The sequence below is a fragment of the Marinobacter antarcticus genome (assembly GCF_011049865.1).
Taxonomy (GTDB): Bacteria; Pseudomonadota; Gammaproteobacteria; order Pseudomonadales; family Oleiphilaceae; genus Marinobacter; species Marinobacter antarcticus_A.
Genome location: NZ_DRGY01000088.1, coordinates 26,456 through 50,278, shown reverse-complemented (window position 1 = coordinate 50,278; position 23,823 = coordinate 26,456). Strand labels below are relative to the sequence as shown.

Below are 23,823 nucleotides of genomic sequence, written 5' to 3'. Positions count from 1 at the left end.
ATTTTGTTTATCTATAAGTAATAGCTTATGGCTCAACACAGGAAGCACGTGAAATGCCCCTAAGCATCCAGAACCTGGCCAGCCGTTTGACGTTCCGACAACTTCAGGTTTTCAAGGCGGTGAATGATCTGAAAAGCTACAGCAGGGCCGGTGAACTATTGGGTCTCACCCAGCCGGCGGTTAGCAGCCAGGTGCGTCATCTGGAGCAGGCGCTGGGTATGCCGATGTTTGAGTATGTGGGGCGCAAGCTCTATGGCACAGCCGCAGGCGAGGAAATGGCCAGTTGTGTGGAGTCGGTGTTTCTCGAGCTTGAACGGGTACAAAACAGGCTGGCGGCGCTGGAAGGGCAGGTCGCGGGTGAGCTAAGGCTGGTGGCCGTCAATACCGCGCAGTATGTCGTGCCTTACATGCTGAGTGCGTTTTTGCAGTTGAACCCCCAGGTGAGCGTTTCGGTGGCCGTTGTGAACCGGGCAACGGCATTGCAGCGGTTAAATGACAATACGGATGACCTGTTCATTATGGGCATGGTGCCGGCCGAGCGACCGTTGACGTCACTGCCGTTTCTGGATAATGAACTGGTGCCGATTGTGCCCCGTGGCCACCCTCTGCTTAACCAGCACAGCGTGACGGCTCAGGCGTTTCTGGATAGCAATCTGTTGGTGCGGGAGAGTGGGTCGGGCAGCCGGCTGGCGCTGGAGCTGCACTGTCAGGGGCAGCGTTTGCGAACCAAGCCAACCATGGAGTTGGGATCCAACGATGCAGTAAAACACGCCGTGCTGGCAGGTTTGGGAGTCGCCGTTTTGCCAAAACTGGGCGTGTTGTCAGAGCTTGCCCTGGGCAGTTTGCATATTCTTGAAATAAAGGGTTTCCCGCTAAGGCGCAGTTGGTGTGTTGTTTACCCGCAGGCACGGTACCCTACGCCGGCCATGCGGGCATTTATCGATTACGTCCAGCAGAATATCCGTCAGTTTGAGCAGATGTTCCTCAGCCGTTGAGCTTTTTAAGCAGGATTTCGGTGAAGAGCTTTGGATTGCCTTGTCCTTTTGAGGCCTTCATTAAAGGCCCCATAAAGCCACCGAGCATCTTCTTCTGCTTCTTCGGATCGGTTTCCTGCTGATACTGCGCAACCTGGTCTGGCATCTCCGCCAGCACCTCGTCTACCATTTGCTCCAGGGCTCCGGAGTCCGATACCTGCTTCAGGCCTTGGGCTTCGATCACGTCGTCAGCATGAGTGCTTTTGCCACTCCACAGGGCGTCGAAAACCTTCTTGGCCCCGGATGACGACACGGTGTTGTCGGCAATGCGCGCAACCAGTTGTCCCAGCTGTACGCCTGTAATGGGCGCACGGGCGACGGTTTTGTCTTCGGCGTTCATGCGCGCCGTAAATTCGCCCAGCACCCAGTTGGCAGCCAGTTTGGCGTCTTTGCCGTGTTTGGCGGTTTCTTCAAAAAATGCTGCCAAGCCGGCGTCGTCGCTGAGCAGGCGAGCGTCGTACTCGTTCAGGCCGTATTGCTCTTTGAAGCGTTCTTTGCGGGCTTCTGGCAGTTCGGGCAGCAGGTCGCGAGCGCTCTGTATGAAGGCGTCGTCAATAACCACTGGCAAAAGGTCGGGGCAGGGGAAGTAACGGTAATCGTTGGCTTCCTCTTTGCTGCGCATGGAGCGGGACTCGTCTCTGTCGCCATTGTACAGGCGGGTTTCCTGAACAATGCGGCCGCCGTCTTCCAGAATGTCCATTTGGCGGTCTACTTCGTGGGCAATGGCCTGCTCCATAAAGCGGAACGAGTTCAGGTTTTTGGTTTCGGTACGGGTGCCCAGCGTATCCGAGCCTTTGGGCTTGAGTGAAATGTTCACGTCAAAGCGCAAGGAGCCTTGGCTCATGTCGCCATCGCAGATGCCCAGAGAAGACACCAGGCTGTGCAGTTTTTTGGCAAAGGCAACGGCTTCCTCGGCGTTGTTCAAATCCGGCTCGGTAACGATTTCAATCAGCGGCGTGCCAGCGCGGTTCAGGTCGATGCCGGTCATGCCTTCAAAATCTTCGTGCAGAGACTTGCCAGCGTCTTCTTCCAGGTGGGCGTGGTGAATGCGCACGCGCTTGCGGCTGCCGTCGGCCAGATCAATATCCACAAAGCCCGGGCCCACGATAGGGTGATCCAGCTGCGTGGTTTGATAGCCTTTGGGCGAATCCGGGTAAAAATAGTTTTTACGATCAAACACCGAGCGCCGGCCGATGTCGGCGTTTACCGCCAGGCCAAACATGACGGCATAGCGGAAGGCCTGTTCGTTCGGAACGGGCAGGGTGCCAGGCATGGCCAGATCAACGGCGCTGGCCTGGGTGTTGGGCTCGGCACCGAACGCGGTGCTGGAGCCGGAAAAAATCTTGGTTTTGGTGGCAAGCTGAACGTGAATTTCCAGCCCGATCACAATATCCCATTGCATAAACGTTCTCCTGATTCGGGCTTACTGGGGAAGTTTCTGATGCCAGTCAGTCACTTGCTGGAACTGATGTGCCGCGTTCAGCAGGCGGGCTTCGTCAAAATAGTTCCCGATGATCTGCAGTCCAATGGGCAGGCCGTCCACAAAACCTGCCGGTACGGACATGGCGGGCACGCCCGCCAGATTCACGGCGATGGTGAAAATATCCTCCAGATACATGGTGACCGGGTCGCTGGTTTTTTCACCCTGTACGAAAGCCGGAGAGGGTGAAACCGGGCTCATAAGCACGTCGACATCCTTGAACGCATTGATGAAATCCTGCTGGATCAGGCGGCGCACCTTCTGGGCTTTCAGGTAGTAGGCATCAAAATAACCGGCCGACAGAGCGTAGGTTCCCACTAAAATGCGGCGTTTCACCTCGCCTCCGAAGCCTTCAGCCCGGGTGCGGGTATACATGTCGTTGAGATCCTGCGGGTTTTCGCAACGATAGCCGTAGCGCACGCCGTCAAAGCGCGAGAGGTTGGCAGAGGCTTCGGCCGGCGCAATCACGTAATAGGCCGCAATGGCGAGGTTGGCATGGGGCAGTGACACTTCTTTTACGATGGCACCCAGCTTTTCGTATTCCTTCACCGCATTGCGTACCTGCTGCTCCATCGCGGGGCTGAGCTGGTCCGAGAAGTACTCTTTTGGCAGGCCGACGCGCAGGCCCTTCAAAGGCTCGTTCAGCGTGGCGGTATAATCCGGCACGGAGCGGTCGGCAGACGTGGAGTCTTGCGGATCGACTCCCGCCATCACGTTTAGCATCAACGCGTTGTCTTCTGCGGTGCGGGCCATGGTGCCGCCCTGATCCAGGCTCGACGCAAAGGCAATCATGCCGAAACGGGAAACCCGGCCATAGGTAGGCTTCAAGCCGGTAATACCGCAAAGAGCTGCCGGTTGGCGAATAGAGCCGCCGGTGTCGGTTGCGGTGGCGGCGGGTATCAGGCGCGCCGCTATGGCTGCCGCTGAGCCACCCGATGATCCGCCAGGCACGCGCTTTTCACCGTTGCTCCGGCCCCAGGGATTGGTAACCGGTCCGAAATAGCTGGATTCGTTGGAGGAGCCCATGGCGAACTCATCCATATTGGTTTTACCCAAGCACACGGCACCGGCCGCTCGGAAGTTGGCGGTTACCGTTGCGTCATAGGGCGGTACAAAATTCGCCAACATCCTGGAGCCACAGGTTGTGGCTATGCCGTTGGTACAGAAAATATCTTTGTGGGCGAAAGGCACACCTGTCCAAACGCCGGCTTTGCCAGCCGCGCGCTGTTCGTCAGCGGCCTTGGCATCGGCCATGGCCTGATCTTCCGTGACCGTAATAAAGCTGTTGTATTGGCTGTCTTCAGCCTTGATGCGATCGAGGAACTCACGGGTCAGTTCCACGCTTGAAATCTTGCCGCTTTCCAACTCGCGTGCGAGCTCTGCTACGGATTTGTTATGCATGTTCAATCCTGATAGTGGGCTGATGGTGGGCTGATAGTGGGAATCGCCATATCACTCAATAACGCGCGGTACGAGATAAAGGCCATTCTCGGTGGCCGGGGCAATGGCCTGGAAGGCCTCGCGCTGGTTGCTCTCGGTAACTTCGTCGGCGCGCAGGCGCTGCACTGCATCCAGAGGGTGGGCCAGCGGCTCAACGTTATCTGTATCGGCGGCGCTGAGCTGGTCAACCAGGCTAAGGATGTTGCCCAGGTCTTTCTCCAGGGCCGGTATCTGTTCTTCGTCAAGACGAATACGGGCCAGCACGGCGACTTTTTCAATGTCTTCGCGGGAAATGGTCACGTTGACTCCAAAGTGTAAAACGGCGTTTTTAAGAAGGCGAATATAGTAACAGATTCGCGGCTGTGCGGGAGGCCTGCAACCGCGCGAACCATCGGCCTCGCGGGATCGCTCCGCTATTCAATGGGCCGGGCATCGTCCAACAAATCTTCGGCTGCGGCGTTGCGCCGTTCCTCTCGCACTTGTCGGGAAATGTGAGTGTCCGGGCGCACGTTCAAAACCTCACCCGGTGGTGATTCGGGAGCGCTTGCGGGTGCAGGCGCGGTGGTGTCTGATTTTACGGCTTTCGCTGGTTTTTCGGATGGGTTCGCCGTTAACAGTGTTGCCGGCGTCTCGTCGAAGCGCAGCCGGTAGATGGGTTCCGGTAACGTGAAGCCCTGGGTTTCCAGTGCGTTTTTGGCAGCACGTATGGAAAGGCTGCGAGCCTTGCCATAGTCGGATTCGCGCTGATCAATCCAGGCCATAAACCGGATCAGAATATTGGAGTCACCAACCGATTCGATGATTCCGCCGGGTTCCGGATCCTCAAGCACCCAATCTAGCCGTTGCAATGCAGCCAGCCCGGTCTGAATCGCTTGTGCCGGGTCATCTTCGGCGTCCACGCCCAGAACAAAATCAAAGCGGCGCTGGGGATTGCGCGTGTAATTCAGAATAATGGCTTTAAAAACCGTCGCGTTGGGGATGCGCAAATGGTTGCCATCCAGCGTCATTAATACGGTAGAGCGCGATGTTAACCGCACCACAACGCCTTCGTATTCGTTAATGACGACATGTTCCTGAGCGCGAAAAGGTTGGCGGATGCTCAGCATGATGCTGGAAATGTAATTTTCCATGGAGTCTTTGACCGCAAAGCTGATAGCCAGGCCCAGCACACCGGCGCCGCCAAGCAGTGTGCCCATCAGCGCCGTGGCCCCGAGTATATTAAGGGCAAGCAGCACACCCAGAAGAACGGCTGCCAGCCGGACCGCATGGCCAGCCAGTTCTGCCAGGAACGGATTTTTGGTCAGCCGTGACCAAAGCGTTGTGCGCGCCGCCAGTCGATGCCCTGCGAAGGCTACAATCACAAAAACACCCAGTGCAACCAGCAGCAGCGGCAGGGCTCTTACCCATCCGCGCAGAGAATTCTGCAGCGAGTCCCAGAGGGGGTTGAGGTTATCCTGCAAATCCAGTGTGCGCACCACTTGGTCGTCAACGGCAACAACACCCTCCATGCGGCCGGCCAGCTTCAGTGCTCTTTGGGCTTGAACGTCGTTGGCGATCTGCCCCGAGAGCGCCACCACGCCGCTGTTGACGCTAACGTTCAACGATTTGAATTGCGAAATCTGGCCGAAAACGCTGGTAATGCGCCGGGCCATCCGTGCGTCACTGTCGGCGCCGGGTTCCAGGCTGATCGCGCTCGCCGGCTCAGTCTCGCTTTGCAGGGCCACGGCCAGGGAAGGCTGCACCGCCGCAATAACGAGGAGCAGAGACAGCATTAAACGCCGGGTTATGATGGCCGCGCGGGCAAGTTGTGCTCGGTTAATCTTTCGTTGTTTCAAATGGGGCCTCGGCTGCGCCAGCCTTCAATTTACTCAATATCGTGGGCTGGCGCCTTTAAAGTATGAACGATTGTTCATGTAGCGGCTAATATCATTTGCCTTTGCAACAGGCTGTGCCTTGCCTGCCGGGGTGCTCACTGCTAAAGTTGCCGCATCTTTTCTGCAACCGCAACTCTCAGGTTGAAACTACACGAATGTTGATTAAAAGACTCCGAGGCTTATTTTCCAGCGACCTGTCCATCGATCTGGGCACCGCTAACACCCTTATTTTTGTGCGTGACCGCGGGATAGTGCTGAACGAGCCTTCTGTTGTCGCCATTCGTACCACCAATTCCCAGAAAATGGTTGCCGCCGTCGGCGCCGAAGCCAAGCGCATGTTGGGCCGAACTCCTGGCAACATCACCGCCATCCGCCCGATGAAAGACGGCGTTATCGCTGATTTTGTGGTTACCGAGAAAATGCTCCAGCACTTTATTCACAAGGTGCATGAGAACAGCTTCATAACTCCGAGCCCGAGGGTTCTGGTGTGTGTGCCCAGCAAATCCACGCAGGTTGAGCGCAAAGCGATTCGCGAGTCGGCTCTGGGTGCCGGTGCGCGGGAAGTGTTCCTGATTGAAGAGCCCATGGCCGCCGCGATTGGCGCCGGCTTGCCGGTCGAAGAAGCCAGTGGTTCCATGATTGTAGACGTTGGCGGCGGCACCTCGGAAATCGCCATTATTTCCCTCAACGGCATTGTATACGCGGATTCAGTGAGGGTGGGCGGTGACAAGTTTGACGAAGCCATCGTTACCTACGTGCGTCGCAACTACGGCAGCCTGATTGGCGAATCCACTGCAGAGCGCATCAAGCATGAAATAGGTTGCGCCTACGAAGGATTGGAAATTCTCGAAATCGATGTGCGGGGTCGTAATCTGGCCGAAGGCGTACCTCGGGCGTTCACCCTGAACAGCGAAGAAATTCTGGACGCGCTCCAGGAATCTCTTGCGCAAATCGTACAGACGGTTAAAAGCGCATTGGAGCAGTCCCCACCAGAACTTGCCTCGGATATCGCCGAGCGCGGCATTGTGCTGACCGGCGGGGGAGCCTTGCTGCGAGGGTTGGACAAGTTAATTAGCGAGGAAACCGGTTTGCCGGTCATCATCGCCGAGGATCCCCTCACCTGTGTCGCCCGCGGTGGCGGTAAAGCGCTGGAAGTGATTGACCGGGGCGGCATCGGAATGTTCTCCCCCGAGGGGTAATCCTTTTGGGGAGGGATCACCATTAAAACCATGTTTGTCCGGGGGGCAGTGCCTGGGCTCAGGCTGCTGCTCACTTTTATTATATCGGTAACGCTTATCGTTGCCGATCAGCAGTTTGACCGCCTCGCCCCTGTTCGCAGCACCTTGGCTACCGGCCTCACGCCCGTTTACTGGCTGGGCAATGCGCCCTATCAGTTCAGCGACTGGGTAGACAGCCTGTTTGTTACCCGCGAAGACGTGAAGCAGGAAAACGAAGACCTGAAGGCCCGATTGCTCATTCTCGAACGCAGAGCCCTCAAGTACGCCGCATTGGCTTCTGAAAATAACGAACTCCGACGGCTGATGAACTCGTCCCAACTTTTGGATGACCGGGTTATCGTCAGCGAAGTTGTGAGCGTGTCGCCGGACCCTTATTCCCACGAGATCGTCATTAACAAAGGCCGCAGTGACGGCCTGCAGCCCGGGCAGGCGATACTGGACGCCTATGGTCTGATGGGCCAGGTTGTGCAAACCAGCCAGGTCACTTCCCGCGTACTTCTCGTTTCCGACAGCAGTCATGCGGTTCCTGTAGAGGTGGTGCGTAACGGCTTGCGGGCCATTCTTCTGGGCACCGGTGATTCCGGCACGCTGGATCTTGTTCATGTGCCTGATACGGCGGACATTCGTGAGGGCGACCTGCTGGTCAGTTCTGGCCTGGGTGGGCGTTTCCCGCGAGGCTATCCCGTTGCCGAAGTCAGCCTGATCAATAAAGAGCCGGGCGAACCTTTTGTGTCGATTCAGGCCAAGCCGAAGGCACAGCTCAATCAGAGCCGTCTGGTATTGGTTGTGTTCCCGCCGGCGGACACCCAGGCCACCGAACCGGTTCAGGAGGAGCAGCGCTGATGTTTTCGGTAATCAGTTATCCGGTATTTGTGTTGTCGGTGATCGTGTCACTGGTGCTGAGCATTTCATTGTTTCCCGTTGGCTGGTTTGAATTTCGCCCCGAGTGGCTTGGGTTGGTGGTGTTTTACTGGACGTTCCGTGCACCGTCGCAATTCGGCGTTTTGTTCGCCTGGTGTCTGGGCTTGCTGCTGGATGTGCTGGAAGCAACCCCGCTGGGCGTCAATGCTCTGGGGATGGGGTTGGTTGCGTTCCTCGTTCTCACTATCCACCAGCGGCTGCGCATGCACCCCATACCGCAACAGTGTTTGATGGTTTTTCTGCTTTTGGGTATCAATCAGATGCTGGTGCATTTCATTAAACAGATGTTTGGCGGAGAAGACGCAGGCTTCAGCTATCTGTGGCCCGCGCTGACCAGTGCCCTTTTATGGCCGGTATTCTGCATACTGTTGGACAACATTAACCGAAAGCTGGGTTAGCCATGTCATCCCTTATTCTTGCCTCGGCGTCGCCGCGTCGCTCGGAGCTGCTTGAACAGATCGGTGTTTCCTTCACGGTGCAGCCGGCCCATATTGACGAGACCCCGCACGCCGGTGAGGCGCCCGACGTTTATGTTGAGCGACTGGCCCGGGAAAAAGCGCTTGTGGTTGCCGGCGATTTTCACGGCAGTCGCGTTCTCGGCGCTGATACGTCGGTTGTCCTGAACGGTGCGATTCTGGGTAAGCCCACGAACCATCAACAAGCGAAGGCCATGTTGCGTCGGCTCTCTGGCGAAACCCATAAGGTAATGACGGCAGTCGCGTTGGCACACAACGGTGGATGTAGGTCGTGTCTGGTAACAACAGAGGTCACGTTTCGGGTGCTGGCTGAGGCTGAAATTGCAGCCTACGTAGCGACCGGCGAGCCCATGGACAAAGCGGGTAGCTATGGAATTCAGGGGCTGGGCGGTATTTTTGTGAAAGATCTTGAAGGAAGCTACAGTGCGGTTGTTGGCTTGCCATTGCAGGAGACAGCGGCCTTATTGGACGATGCCGGAAGCCCCGTATGGAAACACTGGCCGAGTAGTCGGGAGAGCCAATCATGAGTGAAGAAATCCTGATCAACGTGACGCCGGTTGAAACCCGGGTTGCGCTGGTTGAAAACGGCATGTTGCAAGAAGCGTATATCGAGCGTGCCAGCCGCAAAGGCATCGTCGGCAATATTTACAAAGGCAAGGTTGTGCGAGTGCTTCCCGGCATGGAAGCGGCTTTTGTCGACATAGGCCTGGAACGAGCCGCGTTTATTCATGCCTCTGACGTCATCTCCAACCAGCCTGGAGCTGCCGATACCTGCGACGGACCCAAAACCGTTCCCGATATCCGAACCTTGCTGCGCGAAGGCCAGTCATTGGTTGTGCAGGTAACCAAAGATCCTATCGGCACAAAGGGCGCCCGACTCACCACTCAGCTTTCGATACCGTCCCGTTACCTGGTTTTCATGCCCGAGGTCAGTCACGTGGGTATTTCCCAGAGAATCGAGGATGAAACCGAACGCACCCGGCTGAAAGCCCTCGTTGAAGAAGGCGCAGCCGCGCATCCGGATGTAAAGGGCGGGTATATTATTCGCACGGCGGCTGAGGCCGCTTCAGCGGAAGAGCTGATGGCGGATATGAACTATCTGCACCATCTCAGCCAGTCTATTTATGAACGAATCGAAAAAGCACAGGCGCCTGCCGCCGTTTATAAAGACCTGCCTCTGTTTATCCGCACCATCCGTGATCTCATTCGGCCGCAAACCGAAAAAGTGCGTATCGACAGCCGAGAGAGTCACCAGCGGGTGATGGAATTTGTTGAAGAGTTTGTCATTGAATTTGCAGACAAAGTGGAATACTACCCGGGCGAGCGGCCCATTTTTGACCTTTACTCCGTTGAGGACGAAATTCAGAAGGCCCTCAGCCGCAAGGTCAAGCTCAAATCCGGCGGCTATGTGATCATTGATCAAACCGAAGCAATGACCACCATCGATATCAACACGGGCGCGTTTGTAGGGCATCGCAACCTGGAAGAGACCATTTTCAAGACCAATCTGGAAGCGGCCCGGGCGATCAGCCGTCAACTGCGTCTGCGCAATCTGGGTGGCATCATCATCATCGATTTTATTGATATGGACGATGAGGAGCACAAACGCCAGGTTCACAGAATGCTGGAAAAGATGCTCGAACGGGATCACGCCAAAACCAAGATCACCGGCGTCTCCGAGCTGGGTCTCGTGGAAATGACCCGCAAGCGCACCACGGAAAGCCTCGGTCAGGTTTTGTGTGAGCCCTGCCCGATCTGTGAGGGCAGGGGCTTCTTGAAATCCAGTGAAACCGTGTGCTTTGAGATTTTCCGTGAAATCCTCCGGGTTAACCGGGTTTACGATGCGGAAAGCTATCTGGTGATGGCGTCCCAAAGCGTGGTGGATCGCCTGCTCGACGAAGAGTCCGATAATGTGGCCGATCTTGAAACCTTTATCGCCAAGACCGTCCGTTTTCAGGTAGAGCCATTTTACAGCCAAGAACAGTACGATGTTGTTTTACTCTGATTCCGGCACGATGTACCGGCGCAGGGGGTGATAAACAGTGTCGCCCCGGATGACTGCCCCCGAAAGTCCGCCTGTCCGTTTGGTTGCGTTGTTTACCGGCGCAATCTGGTGGCTGCTCGTGGTTGTTCTGGTGACTTTTGCGCTTTATGCCGGCATTGGCCGGCAGCTCACCCAGAATGTCGATGCCTTCCGGGATGATCTTTCCCGGGAACTGTCTGCCCGCCTGGGGCACGAAGTAAGCATTGGCAAGCTCTCATCTCGATGGGTCTGGTTAGATCCCTCCTTTACTGCTCAGGATATAGAGGTAACCAATCCCGATACGGGTGTGCAGGTGTTGAGCTTGCGGCACCTGGCCGTCCGTTTCGACGCACTGGCCTCCTTGATGCGTTTTCGAATTGTGTTTGAGGATTTTGAAGCCGAAGGGCTTGAGTTGACGTTAAATCAGACGGATAGCGGCGATTTGGGAATTCGGGGCGCTGATTTGCCAGAGCCGCTTAACAATCGCTTTCAGCACTGGCTTGAGGTTGCGGGAAAATGGCTTTCAGACCCGTATATAAAAGTGACGCGCGTAAGCCTTGGTATTCGCGATAACCAGGGCCAACTCCGACATCTCGATATTCCCCAGCTTGATCTGATATACCAACAGGGCTTGTTCCGCGCGTCGGGGCGCGCCATGCAATCTGCAACAACTCAGCAGCTCGCCAGCTTCAAGCTGGTGGGAAAGCATTTCTTCCGCGGTGATTTTACCGGCCAGTTGTATGTTGATCTGGATTCGGGTCGTTTGTTTGACGGCCTGATCAATGAATATCAGTGGCGGGATATACGCGTAGAAGGGTTTGATCTGGGCGGCGAAGCCTGGCTAACCTTCAAAGAAGGTACTTTGCAGCAAGTCAACGGGACGCTAAGAGCGCCCTATCTGCAGCTTGGTCTTGCCGGAGAGTCTCTGGCGCCGTTGGAGGATATCAACGCCCGTTTCGGCTGGCGCCGTCATCGCGCTGTGATGGAAGCGTCAGACGACGCAGGCAGTCACCCGGAAACCATTGGCGAATGGCACTTGAAGCAACTCTCCTGGACCTGGGACGGTGATGACGTATCGCCATTCAGCTTAACGCTGTCGCCTGGCCCGGAGGGCATCACCATCAACGCCGATGCGTTGCCGTTACGCCCGTTAAGACGTTTGATAAGCGCGGTGCCACTGCTGCCTGCGGTTGCAGACGAAGCGCTGGAACATTATCGCCCGGCGGGCTTTCTTGATCGCGTGAGACTCCGTGTTCCCGGCGCCGGCGAGAACCGTTTTGAGTTCTCGGGCCAACTGCGGGATGTCGCAACGGCGGCCTACGGCGGGGCGCCTGGGGTGAGCGGAGTGAACGGCTCTATTTATGTTGACCAGAGCGAAGGCTATGTTGTGGCCCGCGCCGCAGAACAGCCGATTACGTTGGCATTTCCCGAGTTGTTCAGCGACGCGTGGTCCTTTGGGGAAGTGGCGGCCACTGTCGCCTGGAAACTGGATGGCCCCATCACCCGGGTATACGCAGACGATATAAGTATCACCTATGGCAAAAACACCCATCTGACCGGAGCGTTCGATCTGAAACTGGATCAGCAGGGCGAAGACAACCTTGGGCTTCGCGTGGGGGTAAAAAATGCCGACGCTTCTATGCTGGGCGCGTTTGTTCCTGGAAAGATTGTGGACCCGGGGCTCTATGAATGGCTAACCACAGCCATCAAGAAGGCGGATATCACCTCCGGCGTTTTTTACGGCCACGGGCAGATTGGCAATGATGTGCCCCCAGGATCGTTTGTTTCATCCATGTGGTACGAATTCGACAATGCCACCGTGCAATACGATACCCAGTGGCCTGAGGTAACCGAAGCCCGCGGGCGTGTTGCGATTCAGAACGGCGATACTCTGGTTTCACTGGCGGCGGGAAAAACCGGGGGCCTGTTACTCAATCCTGGCACCGTGGCGGTCACTCCGGAAAAAGACAGCGCTCGTGTTCGCGTGGATGTGTCGGCGCCCGTGCCGGCAAATGCCATAGCCTACTGGATGCAGAACAGCCCATTCGGAGACATGGCCGGAGTCGAGGCTGCGAAACTCGATTACGGAGGCAATTACGAACTTGGCCTGGCGATTCACTTGTCTCTCAAAGATGGCGCAGAGCCCGTGGTTGAGGCCAATGTGCGCACAAGCAACGGCTCGATCAGTTACCCTGAAGCCGGTCTGCGTTGGGACGATATCTCCGGCGCTCTGACGTATCATTCGGTTAAAGGTTTCTCCACAAGCCCGCTTGAGGCGACGTTTCTGGATGAGCCGGTTCAGGTGACATTCAGCCAGTCCTCTTTGGATCAGGCCCCGGGAATGACGTCGCTTACAATTCAGCAAACAGGCACTTTGTCGGTGCCTGACGTGCTCCGCCAGGCCGGTTTACCGACGTCGAATCCAAAGCCGGAAGCCGAGACCGAAGGCGATTCGCAGAGCAGTCGGTACGGGTTTACAGGCGGTGCTGAATATTCTGCTCAGCTTGAGTTAGTTGCCAACAGGCCCCCCCGCGTGACCGTTCGTTCCAGCCTTGAAGGGTTGGCTATTGACTGGCCTGGCTCTTTTTCAAAAAAGGCGGCCGAAGCCGCGCCGCTCAGCGTGGAAATAGATACCGAGGCGGAAGGCGGTCTGGGCATTGTTGGTCAGTGGGAGAACCGCGCAACGTTTGATTTGTTGTGGAAAAATACGGGCCTTGAGCTGACGTTCGGGAAATTGTATCTGGGAGATCAAATCCTGACGAACATTGATCTTGAGGCTCTCGATCTCGGCGATCGGTGGGTGCTGACGACTCGCTCAGAGCGCGCGGTTGGCCGGATTGTGTTTCCTGATGATAATCGGCCCGTCACAGCAGATTTTGAGGTATTGCGCCTGGTCCGCGATAAGGCCGCAGCGAAAGACGCACCCGAATTATTGACCATAGAGCAACAATTGAAAGCGTTTCGGGCAATGGACATGGCGAGTTGGCCAGACGTGGATATCGCAATATCCGAATTGCGCCTGAATGAAGACAGCCTCGGGCGCTGGTCGTTCCACTTGCGGCCAGATCACCAAAAGCTCAACATTATCGGAATTGAGGGTCGGCTCAAGTCTCTTACATTGCTGGGTGATATGACCTGGAGCGTTATCAATAATCAGGAAACCAGTCAGTTTTCCGGCACTGTCCACGGGGGCGCGCTGGCGGATCTGAGCGGGCTTTTTGATTCGGAGATTCCACTTTCCAACAAACAAAGCAATATTGAGCTGAAGCTCGACTGGCCGGGGCGTCCCGATGAGTTTGAGTTGGCAGATGTCAACGGGAATGTCAAAGTGCGTCTCGATGACGGTGTGATTCTGAAAAGCAACAACAGCGCGCAAGTGTTCCGTATTTTCAACCTGCTCAACGCCGATACGCTGTGGCGCAGGCTGAAGCTGGATTTCTCAGATCTTTATGAGCGGGGTGTTGCGTTCGATGCCATCTCCGGTAAAGCGCGCCTTGACGAAGGTCTGCTAATCCTGGATCCGGAGCTCCAGGTGGTAGGGCCCTCCGGCGCTTTCAAGCTCAGCGGAAGCACGAACCTGGAGAAGGAGATTCTTGATATGCGCCTGGTGGTGGTTTTACCACTGACACAGAATTTGCCACTGGCCGCGCTGCTTTTGGGTGCAAGTGCGCCTATCGGAGGCGCGCTTTTTGTACTGGACAAGGTGTTGGGTGACCCACTAAGCAAATTGACCAGCGCCACCTATAGCGTCACCGGCACCTGGGATGCGCCCAAGGTCAATCTGAGCCAGGTATTTGATACCGGAAAATAGCGGCGGGTCTAGGCTTCTATCTCGTCGATTCGCTCTCGCAGGTAGCGGAACAGCTTGCGGATCTGGCCGGTATTTTTTTGCTTTTCCACATCCCTTCGAGCGTTGCGAACCAGGTTACGCAGATGCTGTATGTCAGCATCCGGGCAATAGTTGAAAAATTCACCGGTTACCGAATCGCCGTCTGAAATCATGCGGTCACGCCAGCGTTCCGCCAAGTGATGACGACGGGTATGTTCTTCGCTACCCGAATCGAAAGCATCAATGGCCCGTTGTACGGCTTCGGGATCGTCTTCTTGCCGGATGATTTTGCCGATGTACTGCAGGTGGCGCCGTTTGGCCTCGTTCTGACGAATCCGGCGGGACTCTTCGATAGCGTTCCTCAGAGTGTCGCTGATGGTTAGCGTATCAAGCTGCTCATTGCTCAGCTCCGTCATGCGCTTGCCGATATTCTGGAGCGCGTGCATGTCCCGTTTGAGCTGGGATTTGCTGGGGCCGGAATATTGCGGAATGTCGTCTTCGTTGCTGTCGATCATTGTTCCTTCCAGATTTATCGGTTTACGCCCAAAAAGGTTCAGGCGTAAAAAATGGTCGCGAGGCCAAGAAAGGATGTGAAGCCAACCACATCCGTCACGGTTGTCAGTATAACGCCACCCGCCAGTGCCGGGTCGATGTTGCGGGATTTCAGGAACAGCGGCAGTACCGTGCCTACCAGCGCGGCCGCGACCAGGTTGATAATCAGCGCGGCGGCAATGATCGCACCGATCGTTACGTCCTGAAACCAGGCCATGGCGGCTGCGGCCACTAACGCCGCCCAGAGAATGCCGTTAAGAATGCCGGAAAGAAATTCCCGGTTTAGCAACCACCCCACGTTGGCGCCACTGATCTGCCCCACGGCCATGCCCCTGATCACCAGAGTCAGGGTTTGGCTACCAGCAATGCCGCCCATGCTGGCGACGATGGGCATCAGTATCGCAAGGGCAACAACCTTTTCGATGGTGCCCTCGAACAGACCGATCACGCCAGACGCGATAAAAGCGGTTAGCAGGTTAACACCCAACCATACGGCCCTGCGCCGGGTGGTTTTCCAGACTGGCGCAAAGGTGTCTTCGTCGTCATCAAGGCCGGCCATACTCATCAGCGAGTGGTCCGCGTCTTCGCGGATAACATCCACCACGTCATCGATGGTGATCCGGCCCAGCAGGCGACCCTCGGTGTTCACAACGGGCGCGGAAATCAGGTCGTAGCGTTCAAACAGGTTGGCCACTTTGGTGTCTGAGAGGGTGACGGGTATGGGCTCGATATCCGTATCCATCACTTCCCGCACAGTAGCGGACTGGTTGGATACCAGCATTTTGGTAATGGGCAGCATGCCGATAAATTCGTCGCGCCGGTTAACCACAATCAGGCTGTCTGTCATGGGCGGTAGCGCCCTGTGCCGGCGCAGGTAGCGCAAGACCACATCAATGCTGAGATCCGGGCGCACGGTGATGGTGTCCGTGTTCATCAAGCCGCCGGCTGTGTCTTCCGGATAGGAAAGCACTTCTTCAACCCGCCGCCGGTCCTGCTCATCCATGGTGTCCAGAACTTCCTGGATCACCGTGTCCGGCAATTGTTGCAGAAGGTCGGCGAGATCGTCGGACTCGAAGTCCTCAATGATGTCGGCCAGTTCCTGGGCGTTCAGCCGGCTCAGGTATTCGGCACGAATGTCTTCATTAAGGTACTGGAGAACCTCGCCTTCCAACTGTTTGTCGACCAGATTCCACAGCAGGGCACGCTGACGCGGCGGCGAAGATTCGAGCAGGTGAGCGATATCGCTGGGGCTCAGGCCGCCGTTCAGGATGCGGGCGACCTGTTTCAAGGCACCACTGTCCAGAGCTTCGTTCAGTGAGCGTAAGCGTTGATGGGCCTGGCTTTTTTCCGGATTGTCGGACATGGATCACCTGCAGTCAGAAAACGCCTGCATTATAACGGAGTTAGCGAGTGCACGTGAGAAAGAGTTGCGGGAAAATGCCGGGAATTATAAAGAGGTGATGTGAAAGAAAGCGATCTATTCGCCTTCCCCGAAATAGTCGTTGATCAACGCAGCCAAGGCATCCACGGCCTCTTGCTCGCCCGGGCCATCTGCCACAAGCTCGACCTCTGTGCCTTTGCTGGCGGCGAGCATCATAACCTGCATGATGTTCTTGGCGTCTACTTCCCGGCCCTTGCCGCACACTCTCACAGTGCAGGAGAACGCAGATGCGGTGGCAACCAGTTTGGCCGTCGCCCGGGCATGCAGGCCAAGTTTATTAACAATAATAATGTGCTGGCGTATCACGCTGGGTCAGACCTCTTTCCTGGTCTGCAGATGCGGCAACTCAGTGTGCCGCACTTGTGCGTTGCTGTTGCTTTCCCGGAAGTGCCGTACCAGCTGCTCGCACACATAAACGGAGCGGTGCTGGCCGCCCGTGCAGCCGATGGAAATGGTCATGTAGCTGCGGTTGCTGTCGGCAAAAGAAGGAATCCAGTTTTCGAGGAACGCAATAAGATCGTTCACCATTTTCCGGCTTGCGGGCTCGTTTTCGAGGAAGTCGATCACGGGCTGATCAAGGCCGGTAAATTTGCGCAGGCTGGTATCCCAGTAGGGGTTGGGCAGGCAGCGCACATCAAACACGTAATCAGAATCCAGTGGCACGCCGTGTTTGAATCCGAAAGATTGGAAAAGCAGGGCCAGTTCCTGATCTTTGCGACCGGCTACCCGCTGCTTCACCAAATCCCGAAGTTCGTACATCGACATGCCCGCGGTGTTGATGTAAAGGTCCGAAAGTTTGGAGAGGGGCTCAAGCAGTTTTTTTTCGCTGCTGATGGCTTCTCTCAACGATGTTTTGTCATCGCTCAGAGGGTGCTTGCGGCGGGTGGCGTGAAACCGTTGTAGCAGGGACTGCTCATCCGCGTCGAGAAAGATAACTTCGACCTGAATATCGTCTCTGCGGAGCTTACGGTAAATCTCTTCAAAATTGGCCAGCTCACCGGAAAGATTGCGCGCATCAATGCTGACCGCCATCTTGTCGAGTCGCCCTGGCGCGCTCTGATTGGCGGCTTCCCGGGTGAGGGGAAACAGCAGCCCGATCGGCAGGTTATCAATACAGTAGTAACCCAGATCTTCCAGTACGTGAAGAGCCGTACTCTTGCCGGAGCCCGACCGGCCACTGACGATGATAAGCTTCATGGTGAAACAGCCTGTTGCCAGAGTGGATATCAGCCGCTTGCGGCGGTCATGCTTTGGTAAAGCGTAGCGGCATCGTCGCACTGCCTTAGGCGGTCGCAAAAAGTACGCTCGTTGAATTTCTCGGCGAGCTGGCTCAGCAGCTCAAGATGCTCACTGGTGGCTTCCTTGGGCACAACAAGTGCAAACACAAGGTCCACGGGCTGATTGTCGATTGCATCAAACTCGACGGCTTCCTCCAGCGTCATCAAAACGCCGATCACATGCTCAAGCCCTTCAAGGCGACAGTGGGGGATGGCGATTCCCTGGCCAATTCCGGTGCTGCCCAGCCGCTCACGAGCGATCAGATTGTTGAAGACCTGGCTCTCGTTGAGTGCATCATTGCGCTGAAGGATTTGCTCGGCAATGAACTCCAGAACCCGCTTTTTACTCGACGCGGGTACCTTACACAGGGTCAGTTCCGGTGCAAGAATGTTGTCTATTGTCAGGGGTGTGTCGCTCATGAATCGACCGCGCTTCCGTTAAAAAAGCTGCGACACGGTCGCCGTGTCACAGCCTGATAAGATGACATGCATGAAAACAATCGCCTAGCGGGCGGCGTTTCCCTGCATCCTGTCCACACTCTTTTCTTTATGTTTAAGGATCTGTCTATCAAGCTTGTCGACGAGCCCGTCGATCGCTGCGTACATGTCTTCGTTTTCCGCCTTTGCGTGAATCTCACCGCCTACCACGTGGAGCGTAGCATCTGCGATCTGACGAACCTTATCCACTTCCAGTGTTACCTGGCAGTTACTGATGTGGTCGAAGTGCCGCTCCAGGCGTTCAAATTTTTCGGATACGTAGTCTTTCAGAGCGGGAGTCAGTTCTACGTGATGGCCTGAAATATTGAGTTGCATAGACGTCTCCTGTTGTCATCCGTTCCGGCTTCGGGAGCCGGCCTGTGTTCAGGCGCTTGACGCTGCGCCTGCAAAATCTGTATGCGCCGCCGGTATTGTGCGGTTTAAACCAGACGCTTGCGCTCGTTGGAAGGCGGGATGTGCATCGCCTCTCGATATTTCGCAACTGTGCGCCGTGCCACGTTGATTCCCTGTTCCCCAAGCATGGCCGCAATCTTGCTGTCACTCAACGGCTTTTTCGGTGTTTCGGCTGCAATCAGCTTTTTGATCATGGCGCGTATCGCGGTGGAGGAGCATTCGCCGCCCTCGTCGGTGCTGACGTGGCTGGAGAAAAAGTACTTCAATTCAAAGATGCCCCGGGGGGTGTGCATGTATTTCTGGGTGGTGACGCGGGAAATGGTGGATTCGTGCATCTCCACAAGCTGAGCAATATCCGAGAGGATCAGCGGCTTCATGGCTTCGTCCCCATGGTCCAGAAAACCCTGCTGATACTCAACAATGCGAGTGGCAACCTTCAGCAATGTTTCGTTCCGGCTTTGCAAACTCTTTATGAACCACTTTGCTTCCTGAAGTTGGTCGCGAAGATAGGTGTTGTCCGCGCTGCTATCGGCTCGCTTTATCAATGAAGCATAGCTGGCATTGACGCGGATGCGTGGTGCAATTTCCGGATTCAGCTCCACACGCCAGCGATCATTGTGTTTGCGTACGATGACATCGGGTATAACGTAGTCGGGCTCGGTGCGGTCGATGATGTCGCCCGGCCGGGGGTTGAGGCCGGTGATCAGTGCAAGCACATCGCGCAGTTGGTCTTCTTTCAGGCGGCTGCGGCGAAGCAGCTGGGCATAATCGCGATTGCCCAGCAGGTTGATGTAATGGGTGATCACCAATCGTGCCTGGGCCAGCCAGGGGGTTTCCGGTGGCAACTGGTTGAGCTGGATCAGAAGGCAGTCCTGAAGGTCTCGGGCAAACACCCCCGGGGGGTCAAAGTACTGCAGCCGGCGTAATACGGCAGCCACTTCATCCAGCTCAAGCGGGTCTTCGTCCGCTTCGTCCGCCAGGCCTGCATATATATCTTCAATGGCGCTGGTGAGATAGCCCCGTTCATCCACTGCATCCATCAGCGCATGTGCAATGGCCTGATCCCGCTCGTTTAGCGGTGTAAGGTTGAGCTGCCATTCAAGATGATCCCGGAGGGTTTCGGTCGGCGAGTTCCGGGTTTCGAAATCATAGTCGTTATCGTCGTCATTCCGCGCTGACGTGGCCGGGGCAGACTGGTATACATCTTCCCAGGCGGTGTCCACTGGAAGGTCATCTGGCAACGTATCGGGAATTTCGTTTTCAGATTGCCAGTCTGGCGCGCTCTCGCTTTCATCCCAATCGGTGCTGGCGGCGTCGGCCGTCGCGTCAGGAGATTTTTCGTCGGAGGCGTTGTCGTGATTGTGATCGGCGTCCGGGGACGGTGTTTCAGCCTGGTCGTCATCCTCCGACGTTTCCAGCAGGGGATTGGATTCCAGAGCCTGCTGGATTTCCTGCTGAAGGTCGAGCGTTGATAACTGCAGAAGCCTGATAGCCTGTTGCAGCTGGGGCGTCATGGTCAGGCTCTGACCCAGCTTTAATTGTAATGAGGCTTTCATAACCATCGCTCAGGATCCGTCACTTATACCCGTTTTGAATTTCTTGCGTCGGTTAAAAAATCTATGTATGGCAGTTACTTGCCGCCAATTAAGAATACCCTAGCAAGTTCTCTGCCGAGTTTACTTGCTCCGGGTCAGCAAAACAATCGAACGGGTGGAAACAGAAGCTACAGGCGGAATTCGTTGCCAAGATACACTTCTTTGACCTGTTGATTGGCAAGAATGGTTTCGGAGTTTCCGGAGGCGATAATATGGCCACCGGACACGATGTAAGCGTTCTCACAGATATCCAGTGTTTCGCGCACGTTGTGATCGGTAATCAAAACGCCGATGCCCTTGTCCCGGAGGTGGCGAATGATCTGTTTGATATCGCTGACGGAGATCGGATCTACGCCCGCAAACGGCTCGTCCAGCAAGATGAAGGCAGGTTCCATAGCCAGAGCGCGGGCAATTTCCACCCGGCGCCGTTCGCCGCCTGAAAGCGCCATGCCGAGGCTGTCGCGGATGTGCGTAATGTGAAATTCTTCCAGCAGGTGTTCAAGCTTGGTCAGGCGTTCAGCGCGGCTCAGGCTCTTACGGGTTTCCAGAATGGCCATGATGTTATCCCGCACTGAAAGCTTGCGGAACACCGAAGCCTCTTGCGGCAGATAGCCGATGCCTTTGCGGGCCCGACCGTGCATGGGCAGTGGCGTAATATCCTGGCTGTCGATGGTTATGCGGCCGTTGTCGGCGTTCACCAACCCCACAATCATGTAAAAACAGGTGGTTTTGCCAGCGCCGTTAGGGCCCAGCAAACCGACGATCTCGCCGCTGCGAATCTCCAACGAGACATCAATAACCACTTTTTTCTGCTTGTAGCTCTTCGCCAGGTTACTCGCTCTGAGAACGGCCATCGGATTCCTGTTGTTTGCTGTTCGGTGTTACGGGTTGCCATTAATGGTGCCGCTGCGCGGCTGGATAACCATCTCAACGCGCCCTGGGCCAGAGCCGGTATCTTTGCTTCCCTCAGCGGTGACCACCCGACGCTCGGTGTCGTAATGGATGATATCACCGCGGAATACGTTGCCATTCTGCTTAATAACAGCCTCCCGTTCAAAGGTGAGCTGCTTATCCGAAGCTGACCACGTGATGGTTTGCGCTTTGGCATCCGTTTCACCTTCGCCGTTGGTAACCGGCTGCTTGTAACGGGCAGGTGAGCCCTCGGCCTCAATACGATTAAGACCCTGGGCGTTGCGGTAAAGAACGACCTGTTCCGCTGTCAGGCGGGTTTTCCCCTGAACCAGTTCGACGGCTCCGGTGTAGGTGGCAATGCCCTTGCCATCGTCAAGGCGAGCGCTGTCTGCGCTGACCGTAATGGGGACGTCTGAATTAAGATCAAACGCCAGAGCCGGGCCGGCAAGGCTTGCAGTCAGAGTGATGGCCAGCACCTTGCGCATTACGTTATCTGACGGTTTCATAGCGTCCTTCTACCTGGGAGTTGAGTTCCAGAATGCGTTTATCAATCCAGGCTTTCATGCCCGTAGCCCGGGTAATGCCAAGGCTGTCAGTTATTTTTACCGGGTCGTCGGTGTAAACAATACCCTGATTGTTGTCCAGGGTCAGGGTCTCGGTTACCAGCGTCGCTTCGCGATCCCCAATGGTTCGCAACACGCGAACGTTGCCACTGAGGTTCAGTATGTCTTCGTTCCGCAAAAGCCTGCCATTCTCGGCTTCCAGAAGCCAGGGTTCGTCTCCGGTTGCGCTGAATAATTCTGCATTAGGCGATTCCATGATGGCCAGGTTTTCGTCTTCGAATTGTTCGATACGCGGGCTTGTGAAAACGATCTTGCGGTGGCCGGTTTCGTCGTAAGAAGTGTAGCTACCGTTAACGACAAAGCCGTCGGGCTCTGCTTCACCCCGAAGTTGTTGGGCTTCGCGGTCACGATTGAGTGGCGCTTCGTCACTTTGCCAAAGCAGGAAAACCGTGGCCGTAAGGGTCGCTGCAAGCGCCAGCATGCGAAGCTTGGGTCTGTTTGCCATGGTGAGCGTAGACACCAGGCCGTTTTTTCCGTTTTGTGCCATGGTTATGGCTCCAGGTAAGGCGTCAATGCTGTGTTCATATGGCCTCCGGCCGTCAGCAGCAAGTCACAAAGCTCTCGAACCGCGCCTCTGCCGCCTGCCGCCCGGGTGCAATGATCCGCATGCTCTTGCACCAGCCAGTAACCGTTCGGAACCGTAACCCCCAAGCCGGCGTAACGAATGGCGGGTAAATCTGGCAAATCGTCGCCCATGTAAGCGATGACTTCCGGCAAGATGTCGAGTGTGCTCACCAACTCTTGCAGCGCGACCTTTTTATCTTCGCGCCCCTGCATCAGTTGTGAAATTCCGAGATCGCTCATGCGTTTTTCAGTAAGCGGCGAGCTGCGGCCAGTAATGACGGCGACGCTGATACCGGCTGCCATGATCTGCTTCAGGCCCAAGCCGTCCAGAATGTTGAAGGCTTTTAGTTCATCACCTTCGGCGCTGAAGTAAATCGTGCCGTCCGTCATAACGCCATCAACGTCCAGCGCCACCAGTTTGATACGCGCGGCTTTTGCCAGAAGGGCTTCTGGCCAGGCACCTGCCAGTGGGTTTTTCAGATCTGTCACTACATCACCCCAGCGCGGAGCAGGTCGTGCATGTTGATTGCACCGACGAGGGTGCCTTTGGCGTCAACAACCGGCAGCGCGCTTATCTTCAGGCCTTCCATAATGTTGAGCGCTTCTGCGGCCAGTTGATCAAGCTGAATGGTTCTTCCGTCGCGGGTCATGACATCCCGCATGGGGGTGGTGTGCACATCAACGGATTTGTCGAGGGTGCGACGCAGATCGCCATCCGTAAAAATGCCCGTCATGGTGCCCGTGGCGTCGACGATGGTGGTCATGCCCAGCCCTTTCCGGGAGATTTCCAGCAACGCGCCGCTAAGGGTGGTGTCTTCATTGACCATGGGTATGCGGTCGCCGGTGTGCATAATGTCGGATACGCGCAACAGAAGTTTGCGCCCCAGGTTGCCGCCGGGGTGTGAGAACGCAAAATCTTCGGCGCTGAAGCCTCGGGCTTCCAGCAAGGCCACGGCCAGAGCGTCGCCCATCACCAGGGTGGCTGTTGTGCTGGAGGTGGGTGCCAGGCCCAGCGGGCAAGCTTCGGCCTCAACACTTACATCCAGGTTTGCCACCGCCTCGGTTGCCAGGGTAGAGGCCGGGTTTCCGGTCATGCTGATAAGCGGCACCCCCATGCGCTTGATAAGTGGCAGAATGGTAACCACCTCGCTGGTATTGCCGCTGTTGGAAATGGCAATAACCACATCCTGGCTGGTAATCATACCCATGTCACCGTGGCTGGCTTCTCCAGGGTGAACAAAGAACGCAGGCGTTCCGGTGCTTGCCAACGTGGCCGCAATTTTGTGGCCGATGTGACCGGATTTCCCCATGCCGGTCACAACCACGCGCCCCCGGCAGGCCATGATGACTTCGCAGGCACGTATGAAGTGGTCATCGATGCGGTTTTCCAAGGCGCTGATGGCGTCTCGCTCAATGCGAATGGCGTTGCGTGCGGAGTTCCGGAAGTCGTATGTTTTCAGTTCAGTCATCGGGCAAAGGACCTGCGTTCTCGTTGATGCTTTCTGGTTGAAAAGACGGGATTGCGATCAGATCGGAAAAGTATAACATTTCTTTCGGAACCAATGATTGAGCTTGTGGGCTCCTTGACTTAATGTAGCCCCTCGCTGAACGCTAAGGGTTGTAGACTGAGCGCTAAAGGCTGTGAGCTGAAAG

General features: G+C 56.1%; 23 protein-coding genes. 7 read left to right on the top strand and 16 right to left on the bottom strand.

What is annotated here, in order from left to right; all coding sequences use genetic code 11:
* Positions 1-53: 53 nt before the first annotated feature.
* Complete coding sequence (locus tag ENI00_RS11295) at positions 54-995, top strand: LysR family transcriptional regulator (protein WP_304102179.1); 942 nt, start codon at positions 54-56, stop codon at positions 993-995.
* Here the strand turns inward: ENI00_RS11295 and gatB are convergent.
* The 4 genes from gatB to ENI00_RS11275 form a co-directional block, all read right to left on the bottom strand.
* Entirely contained in the window at positions 985-2,436 is a 1,452-nt protein-coding gene (gatB, locus tag ENI00_RS11290) for an Asp-tRNA(Asn)/Glu-tRNA(Gln) amidotransferase subunit GatB (RefSeq protein WP_304102176.1), read from the bottom strand. The two genes, ENI00_RS11295 and gatB, sit on opposite strands and share 11 nt — an antisense overlap.
* 21 nt (positions 2,437-2,457) lie before the next feature.
* Positions 2,458-3,915 carry an Asp-tRNA(Asn)/Glu-tRNA(Gln) amidotransferase subunit GatA gene (gene gatA / locus ENI00_RS11285; RefSeq protein WP_304102173.1) on the bottom strand — a complete coding sequence of 486 codons (1,458 nt, stop codon included), beginning with the start codon at positions 3,913-3,915 and terminating at the stop codon, positions 2,458-2,460.
* Positions 3,916-3,966: 51 nt separating this feature from the next.
* Positions 3,967-4,254: an Asp-tRNA(Asn)/Glu-tRNA(Gln) amidotransferase subunit GatC gene (gene gatC / locus ENI00_RS11280; RefSeq protein WP_304102171.1), complete on the bottom strand. Its 288-nt coding sequence runs from the start codon at positions 4,252-4,254 to the stop codon at positions 3,967-3,969.
* Positions 4,255-4,367: 113 nt separating this feature from the next.
* A complete protein-coding gene (locus tag ENI00_RS11275) occupies positions 4,368-5,726 on the bottom strand; it encodes a mechanosensitive ion channel family protein (protein WP_304102168.1) in 1,359 nt (452 codons plus the stop codon).
* A gap of 260 nt (positions 5,727-5,986) precedes the next feature.
* Here ENI00_RS11275 and ENI00_RS11270 point away from each other — a divergent pair, with 260 nt between their 5' ends.
* From ENI00_RS11270 to ENI00_RS11245, 6 genes are read left to right on the top strand one after another with little or no spacing between them, the layout of a single operon-like run.
* On the top strand, positions 5,987-7,027 hold the full coding sequence (locus tag ENI00_RS11270) for a rod shape-determining protein (RefSeq protein WP_072797766.1): 1,041 nt from the start codon (positions 5,987-5,989) through the stop codon (positions 7,025-7,027).
* Between the two features lie 30 nt (positions 7,028-7,057).
* Positions 7,058-7,909 (top strand): rod shape-determining protein MreC, encoded by an 852-nt coding sequence (gene mreC / locus ENI00_RS11265; protein WP_304102165.1) that lies wholly within the window; start codon positions 7,058-7,060, stop codon positions 7,907-7,909.
* Complete coding sequence (mreD, locus tag ENI00_RS11260; RefSeq protein WP_304102162.1) at positions 7,909-8,385, top strand: rod shape-determining protein MreD; 477 nt, start codon at positions 7,909-7,911, stop codon at positions 8,383-8,385. The genes mreC and mreD overlap by 1 nt, the downstream gene beginning before the upstream one ends.
* 2 nt (positions 8,386-8,387) lie before the next feature.
* The gene (locus ENI00_RS11255) at positions 8,388-8,990 is read left to right on the top strand and encodes a Maf family protein (protein ID WP_304102160.1); all 603 of its coding nucleotides are present in this window, start codon (positions 8,388-8,390) and stop codon (positions 8,988-8,990) included.
* The gene (rng, locus tag ENI00_RS11250) at positions 8,987-10,468 is read left to right on the top strand and encodes a ribonuclease G (protein WP_304102157.1); all 1,482 of its coding nucleotides are present in this window, start codon (positions 8,987-8,989) and stop codon (positions 10,466-10,468) included. Before ENI00_RS11255 ends, rng begins: the two co-directional genes overlap by 4 nt.
* A gap of 49 nt (positions 10,469-10,517) precedes the next feature.
* Entirely contained in the window at positions 10,518-14,297 is a 3,780-nt protein-coding gene (locus tag ENI00_RS11245; protein WP_304102153.1) for a YhdP family protein, read from the top strand.
* A gap of 8 nt (positions 14,298-14,305) precedes the next feature.
* On the opposite strand, the gene yjgA is transcribed toward ENI00_RS11245, so the two are convergent.
* The 12 genes from yjgA to ENI00_RS11185 form a co-directional block, all read right to left on the bottom strand.
* Positions 14,306-14,830: a ribosome biogenesis factor YjgA gene (gene yjgA / locus ENI00_RS11240; protein ID WP_304102150.1), complete on the bottom strand. Its 525-nt coding sequence runs from the start codon at positions 14,828-14,830 to the stop codon at positions 14,306-14,308.
* 38 nt (positions 14,831-14,868) lie between these two features.
* The gene (mgtE, locus tag ENI00_RS11235) at positions 14,869-16,230 is read right to left on the bottom strand and encodes a magnesium transporter (protein ID WP_304102148.1); all 1,362 of its coding nucleotides are present in this window, start codon (positions 16,228-16,230) and stop codon (positions 14,869-14,871) included.
* A gap of 114 nt (positions 16,231-16,344) precedes the next feature.
* A complete protein-coding gene (locus ENI00_RS11230) occupies positions 16,345-16,614 on the bottom strand; it encodes an HPr family phosphocarrier protein (RefSeq protein WP_304102145.1) in 270 nt (89 codons plus the stop codon).
* A gap of 6 nt (positions 16,615-16,620) precedes the next feature.
* Complete coding sequence (gene rapZ / locus ENI00_RS11225; RefSeq protein WP_304102142.1) at positions 16,621-17,505, bottom strand: RNase adapter RapZ; 885 nt, start codon at positions 17,503-17,505, stop codon at positions 16,621-16,623.
* A 29-nt stretch (positions 17,506-17,534) separates the two neighbouring features.
* Positions 17,535-18,005 carry a PTS IIA-like nitrogen regulatory protein PtsN gene (gene ptsN, locus ENI00_RS11220; RefSeq protein ID WP_304102139.1) on the bottom strand — a complete coding sequence of 157 codons (471 nt, stop codon included), beginning with the start codon at positions 18,003-18,005 and terminating at the stop codon, positions 17,535-17,537.
* 84 nt (positions 18,006-18,089) lie between these two features.
* Positions 18,090-18,398, bottom strand: coding sequence for a ribosome hibernation promoting factor (hpf, locus tag ENI00_RS11215; protein ID WP_291948021.1), 309 nt, complete (start codon positions 18,396-18,398; stop codon positions 18,090-18,092).
* Positions 18,399-18,502: 104 nt separating this feature from the next.
* The gene (locus ENI00_RS11210) at positions 18,503-20,032 is read right to left on the bottom strand and encodes an RNA polymerase factor sigma-54 (protein ID WP_304102130.1); all 1,530 of its coding nucleotides are present in this window, start codon (positions 20,030-20,032) and stop codon (positions 18,503-18,505) included.
* Between the two features lie 167 nt (positions 20,033-20,199).
* Positions 20,200-20,925, bottom strand: a complete 726-nt coding sequence (lptB, locus tag ENI00_RS11205; protein ID WP_304102127.1) for an LPS export ABC transporter ATP-binding protein — start codon at positions 20,923-20,925, stop codon at positions 20,200-20,202.
* Between the two features lie 27 nt (positions 20,926-20,952).
* Positions 20,953-21,489, bottom strand: coding sequence for a lipopolysaccharide transport periplasmic protein LptA (gene lptA / locus ENI00_RS11200; protein ID WP_414674247.1), 537 nt, complete (start codon positions 21,487-21,489; stop codon positions 20,953-20,955).
* Positions 21,473-22,093, bottom strand: a complete 621-nt coding sequence (gene lptC / locus ENI00_RS11195; RefSeq protein WP_304102125.1) for an LPS export ABC transporter periplasmic protein LptC — start codon at positions 22,091-22,093, stop codon at positions 21,473-21,475. The genes lptA and lptC overlap by 17 nt, the downstream gene beginning before the upstream one ends.
* 2 nt (positions 22,094-22,095) lie before the next feature.
* Positions 22,096-22,659: a KdsC family phosphatase gene (locus tag ENI00_RS11190; RefSeq protein ID WP_304102121.1), complete on the bottom strand. Its 564-nt coding sequence runs from the start codon at positions 22,657-22,659 to the stop codon at positions 22,096-22,098.
* Entirely contained in the window at positions 22,659-23,639 is a 981-nt protein-coding gene (locus ENI00_RS11185; protein WP_304102118.1) for a KpsF/GutQ family sugar-phosphate isomerase, read from the bottom strand. Before ENI00_RS11185 ends, ENI00_RS11190 begins: the two co-directional genes overlap by 1 nt.
* Between the last annotated feature and the right edge of the window lie 184 nt (positions 23,640-23,823).

Coding starts and splice junctions, on each gene's coding strand:
- gatA (WP_304102173.1), bottom strand. CDS start 3,915: ATGCATAACAAATCCGTAGCAGAGCTCGCACGCGAGTTGGAAAGCGGC.
- ENI00_RS11210 (WP_304102130.1), bottom strand. CDS start 20,032: ATGAAAGCCTCATTACAATTAAAGCTGGGTCAGAGCCTGACCATGACG.
- lptA (WP_414674247.1), bottom strand. CDS start 21,489: ATGAAACCGTCAGATAACGTAATGCGCAAGGTGCTGGCCATCACTCTG.
- mreC (WP_304102165.1), top strand. CDS start 7,058: ATGTTTGTCCGGGGGGCAGTGCCTGGGCTCAGGCTGCTGCTCACTTTT.
- ENI00_RS11255 (WP_304102160.1), top strand. CDS start 8,388: ATGTCATCCCTTATTCTTGCCTCGGCGTCGCCGCGTCGCTCGGAGCTG.
- lptC (WP_304102125.1), bottom strand. CDS start 22,093: ATGGCACAAAACGGAAAAAACGGCCTGGTGTCTACGCTCACCATGGCA.
- ENI00_RS11245 (WP_304102153.1), top strand. CDS start 10,518: ATGACTGCCCCCGAAAGTCCGCCTGTCCGTTTGGTTGCGTTGTTTACC.
- yjgA (WP_304102150.1), bottom strand. CDS start 14,830: ATGATCGACAGCAACGAAGACGACATTCCGCAATATTCCGGCCCCAGC.
- hpf (WP_291948021.1), bottom strand. CDS start 18,398: ATGCAACTCAATATTTCAGGCCATCACGTAGAACTGACTCCCGCTCTG.
- ENI00_RS11295 (WP_304102179.1), top strand. CDS start 54: ATGCCCCTAAGCATCCAGAACCTGGCCAGCCGTTTGACGTTCCGACAA.
- ptsN (WP_304102139.1), bottom strand. CDS start 18,005: ATGAGCGACACACCCCTGACAATAGACAACATTCTTGCACCGGAACTG.
- ENI00_RS11185 (WP_304102118.1), bottom strand. CDS start 23,639: ATGACTGAACTGAAAACATACGACTTCCGGAACTCCGCACGCAACGCC.
- ENI00_RS11275 (WP_304102168.1), bottom strand. CDS start 5,726: ATGCTGTCTCTGCTCCTCGTTATTGCGGCGGTGCAGCCTTCCCTGGCC.
- gatB (WP_304102176.1), bottom strand. CDS start 2,436: ATGCAATGGGATATTGTGATCGGGCTGGAAATTCACGTTCAGCTTGCC.
- rapZ (WP_304102142.1), bottom strand. CDS start 17,505: ATGAAGCTTATCATCGTCAGTGGCCGGTCGGGCTCCGGCAAGAGTACG.
- mgtE (WP_304102148.1), bottom strand. CDS start 16,230: ATGTCCGACAATCCGGAAAAAAGCCAGGCCCATCAACGCTTACGCTCA.
- mreD (WP_304102162.1), top strand. CDS start 7,909: ATGTTTTCGGTAATCAGTTATCCGGTATTTGTGTTGTCGGTGATCGTG.
- lptB (WP_304102127.1), bottom strand. CDS start 20,925: ATGGCCGTTCTCAGAGCGAGTAACCTGGCGAAGAGCTACAAGCAGAAA.
- rng (WP_304102157.1), top strand. CDS start 8,987: ATGAGTGAAGAAATCCTGATCAACGTGACGCCGGTTGAAACCCGGGTT.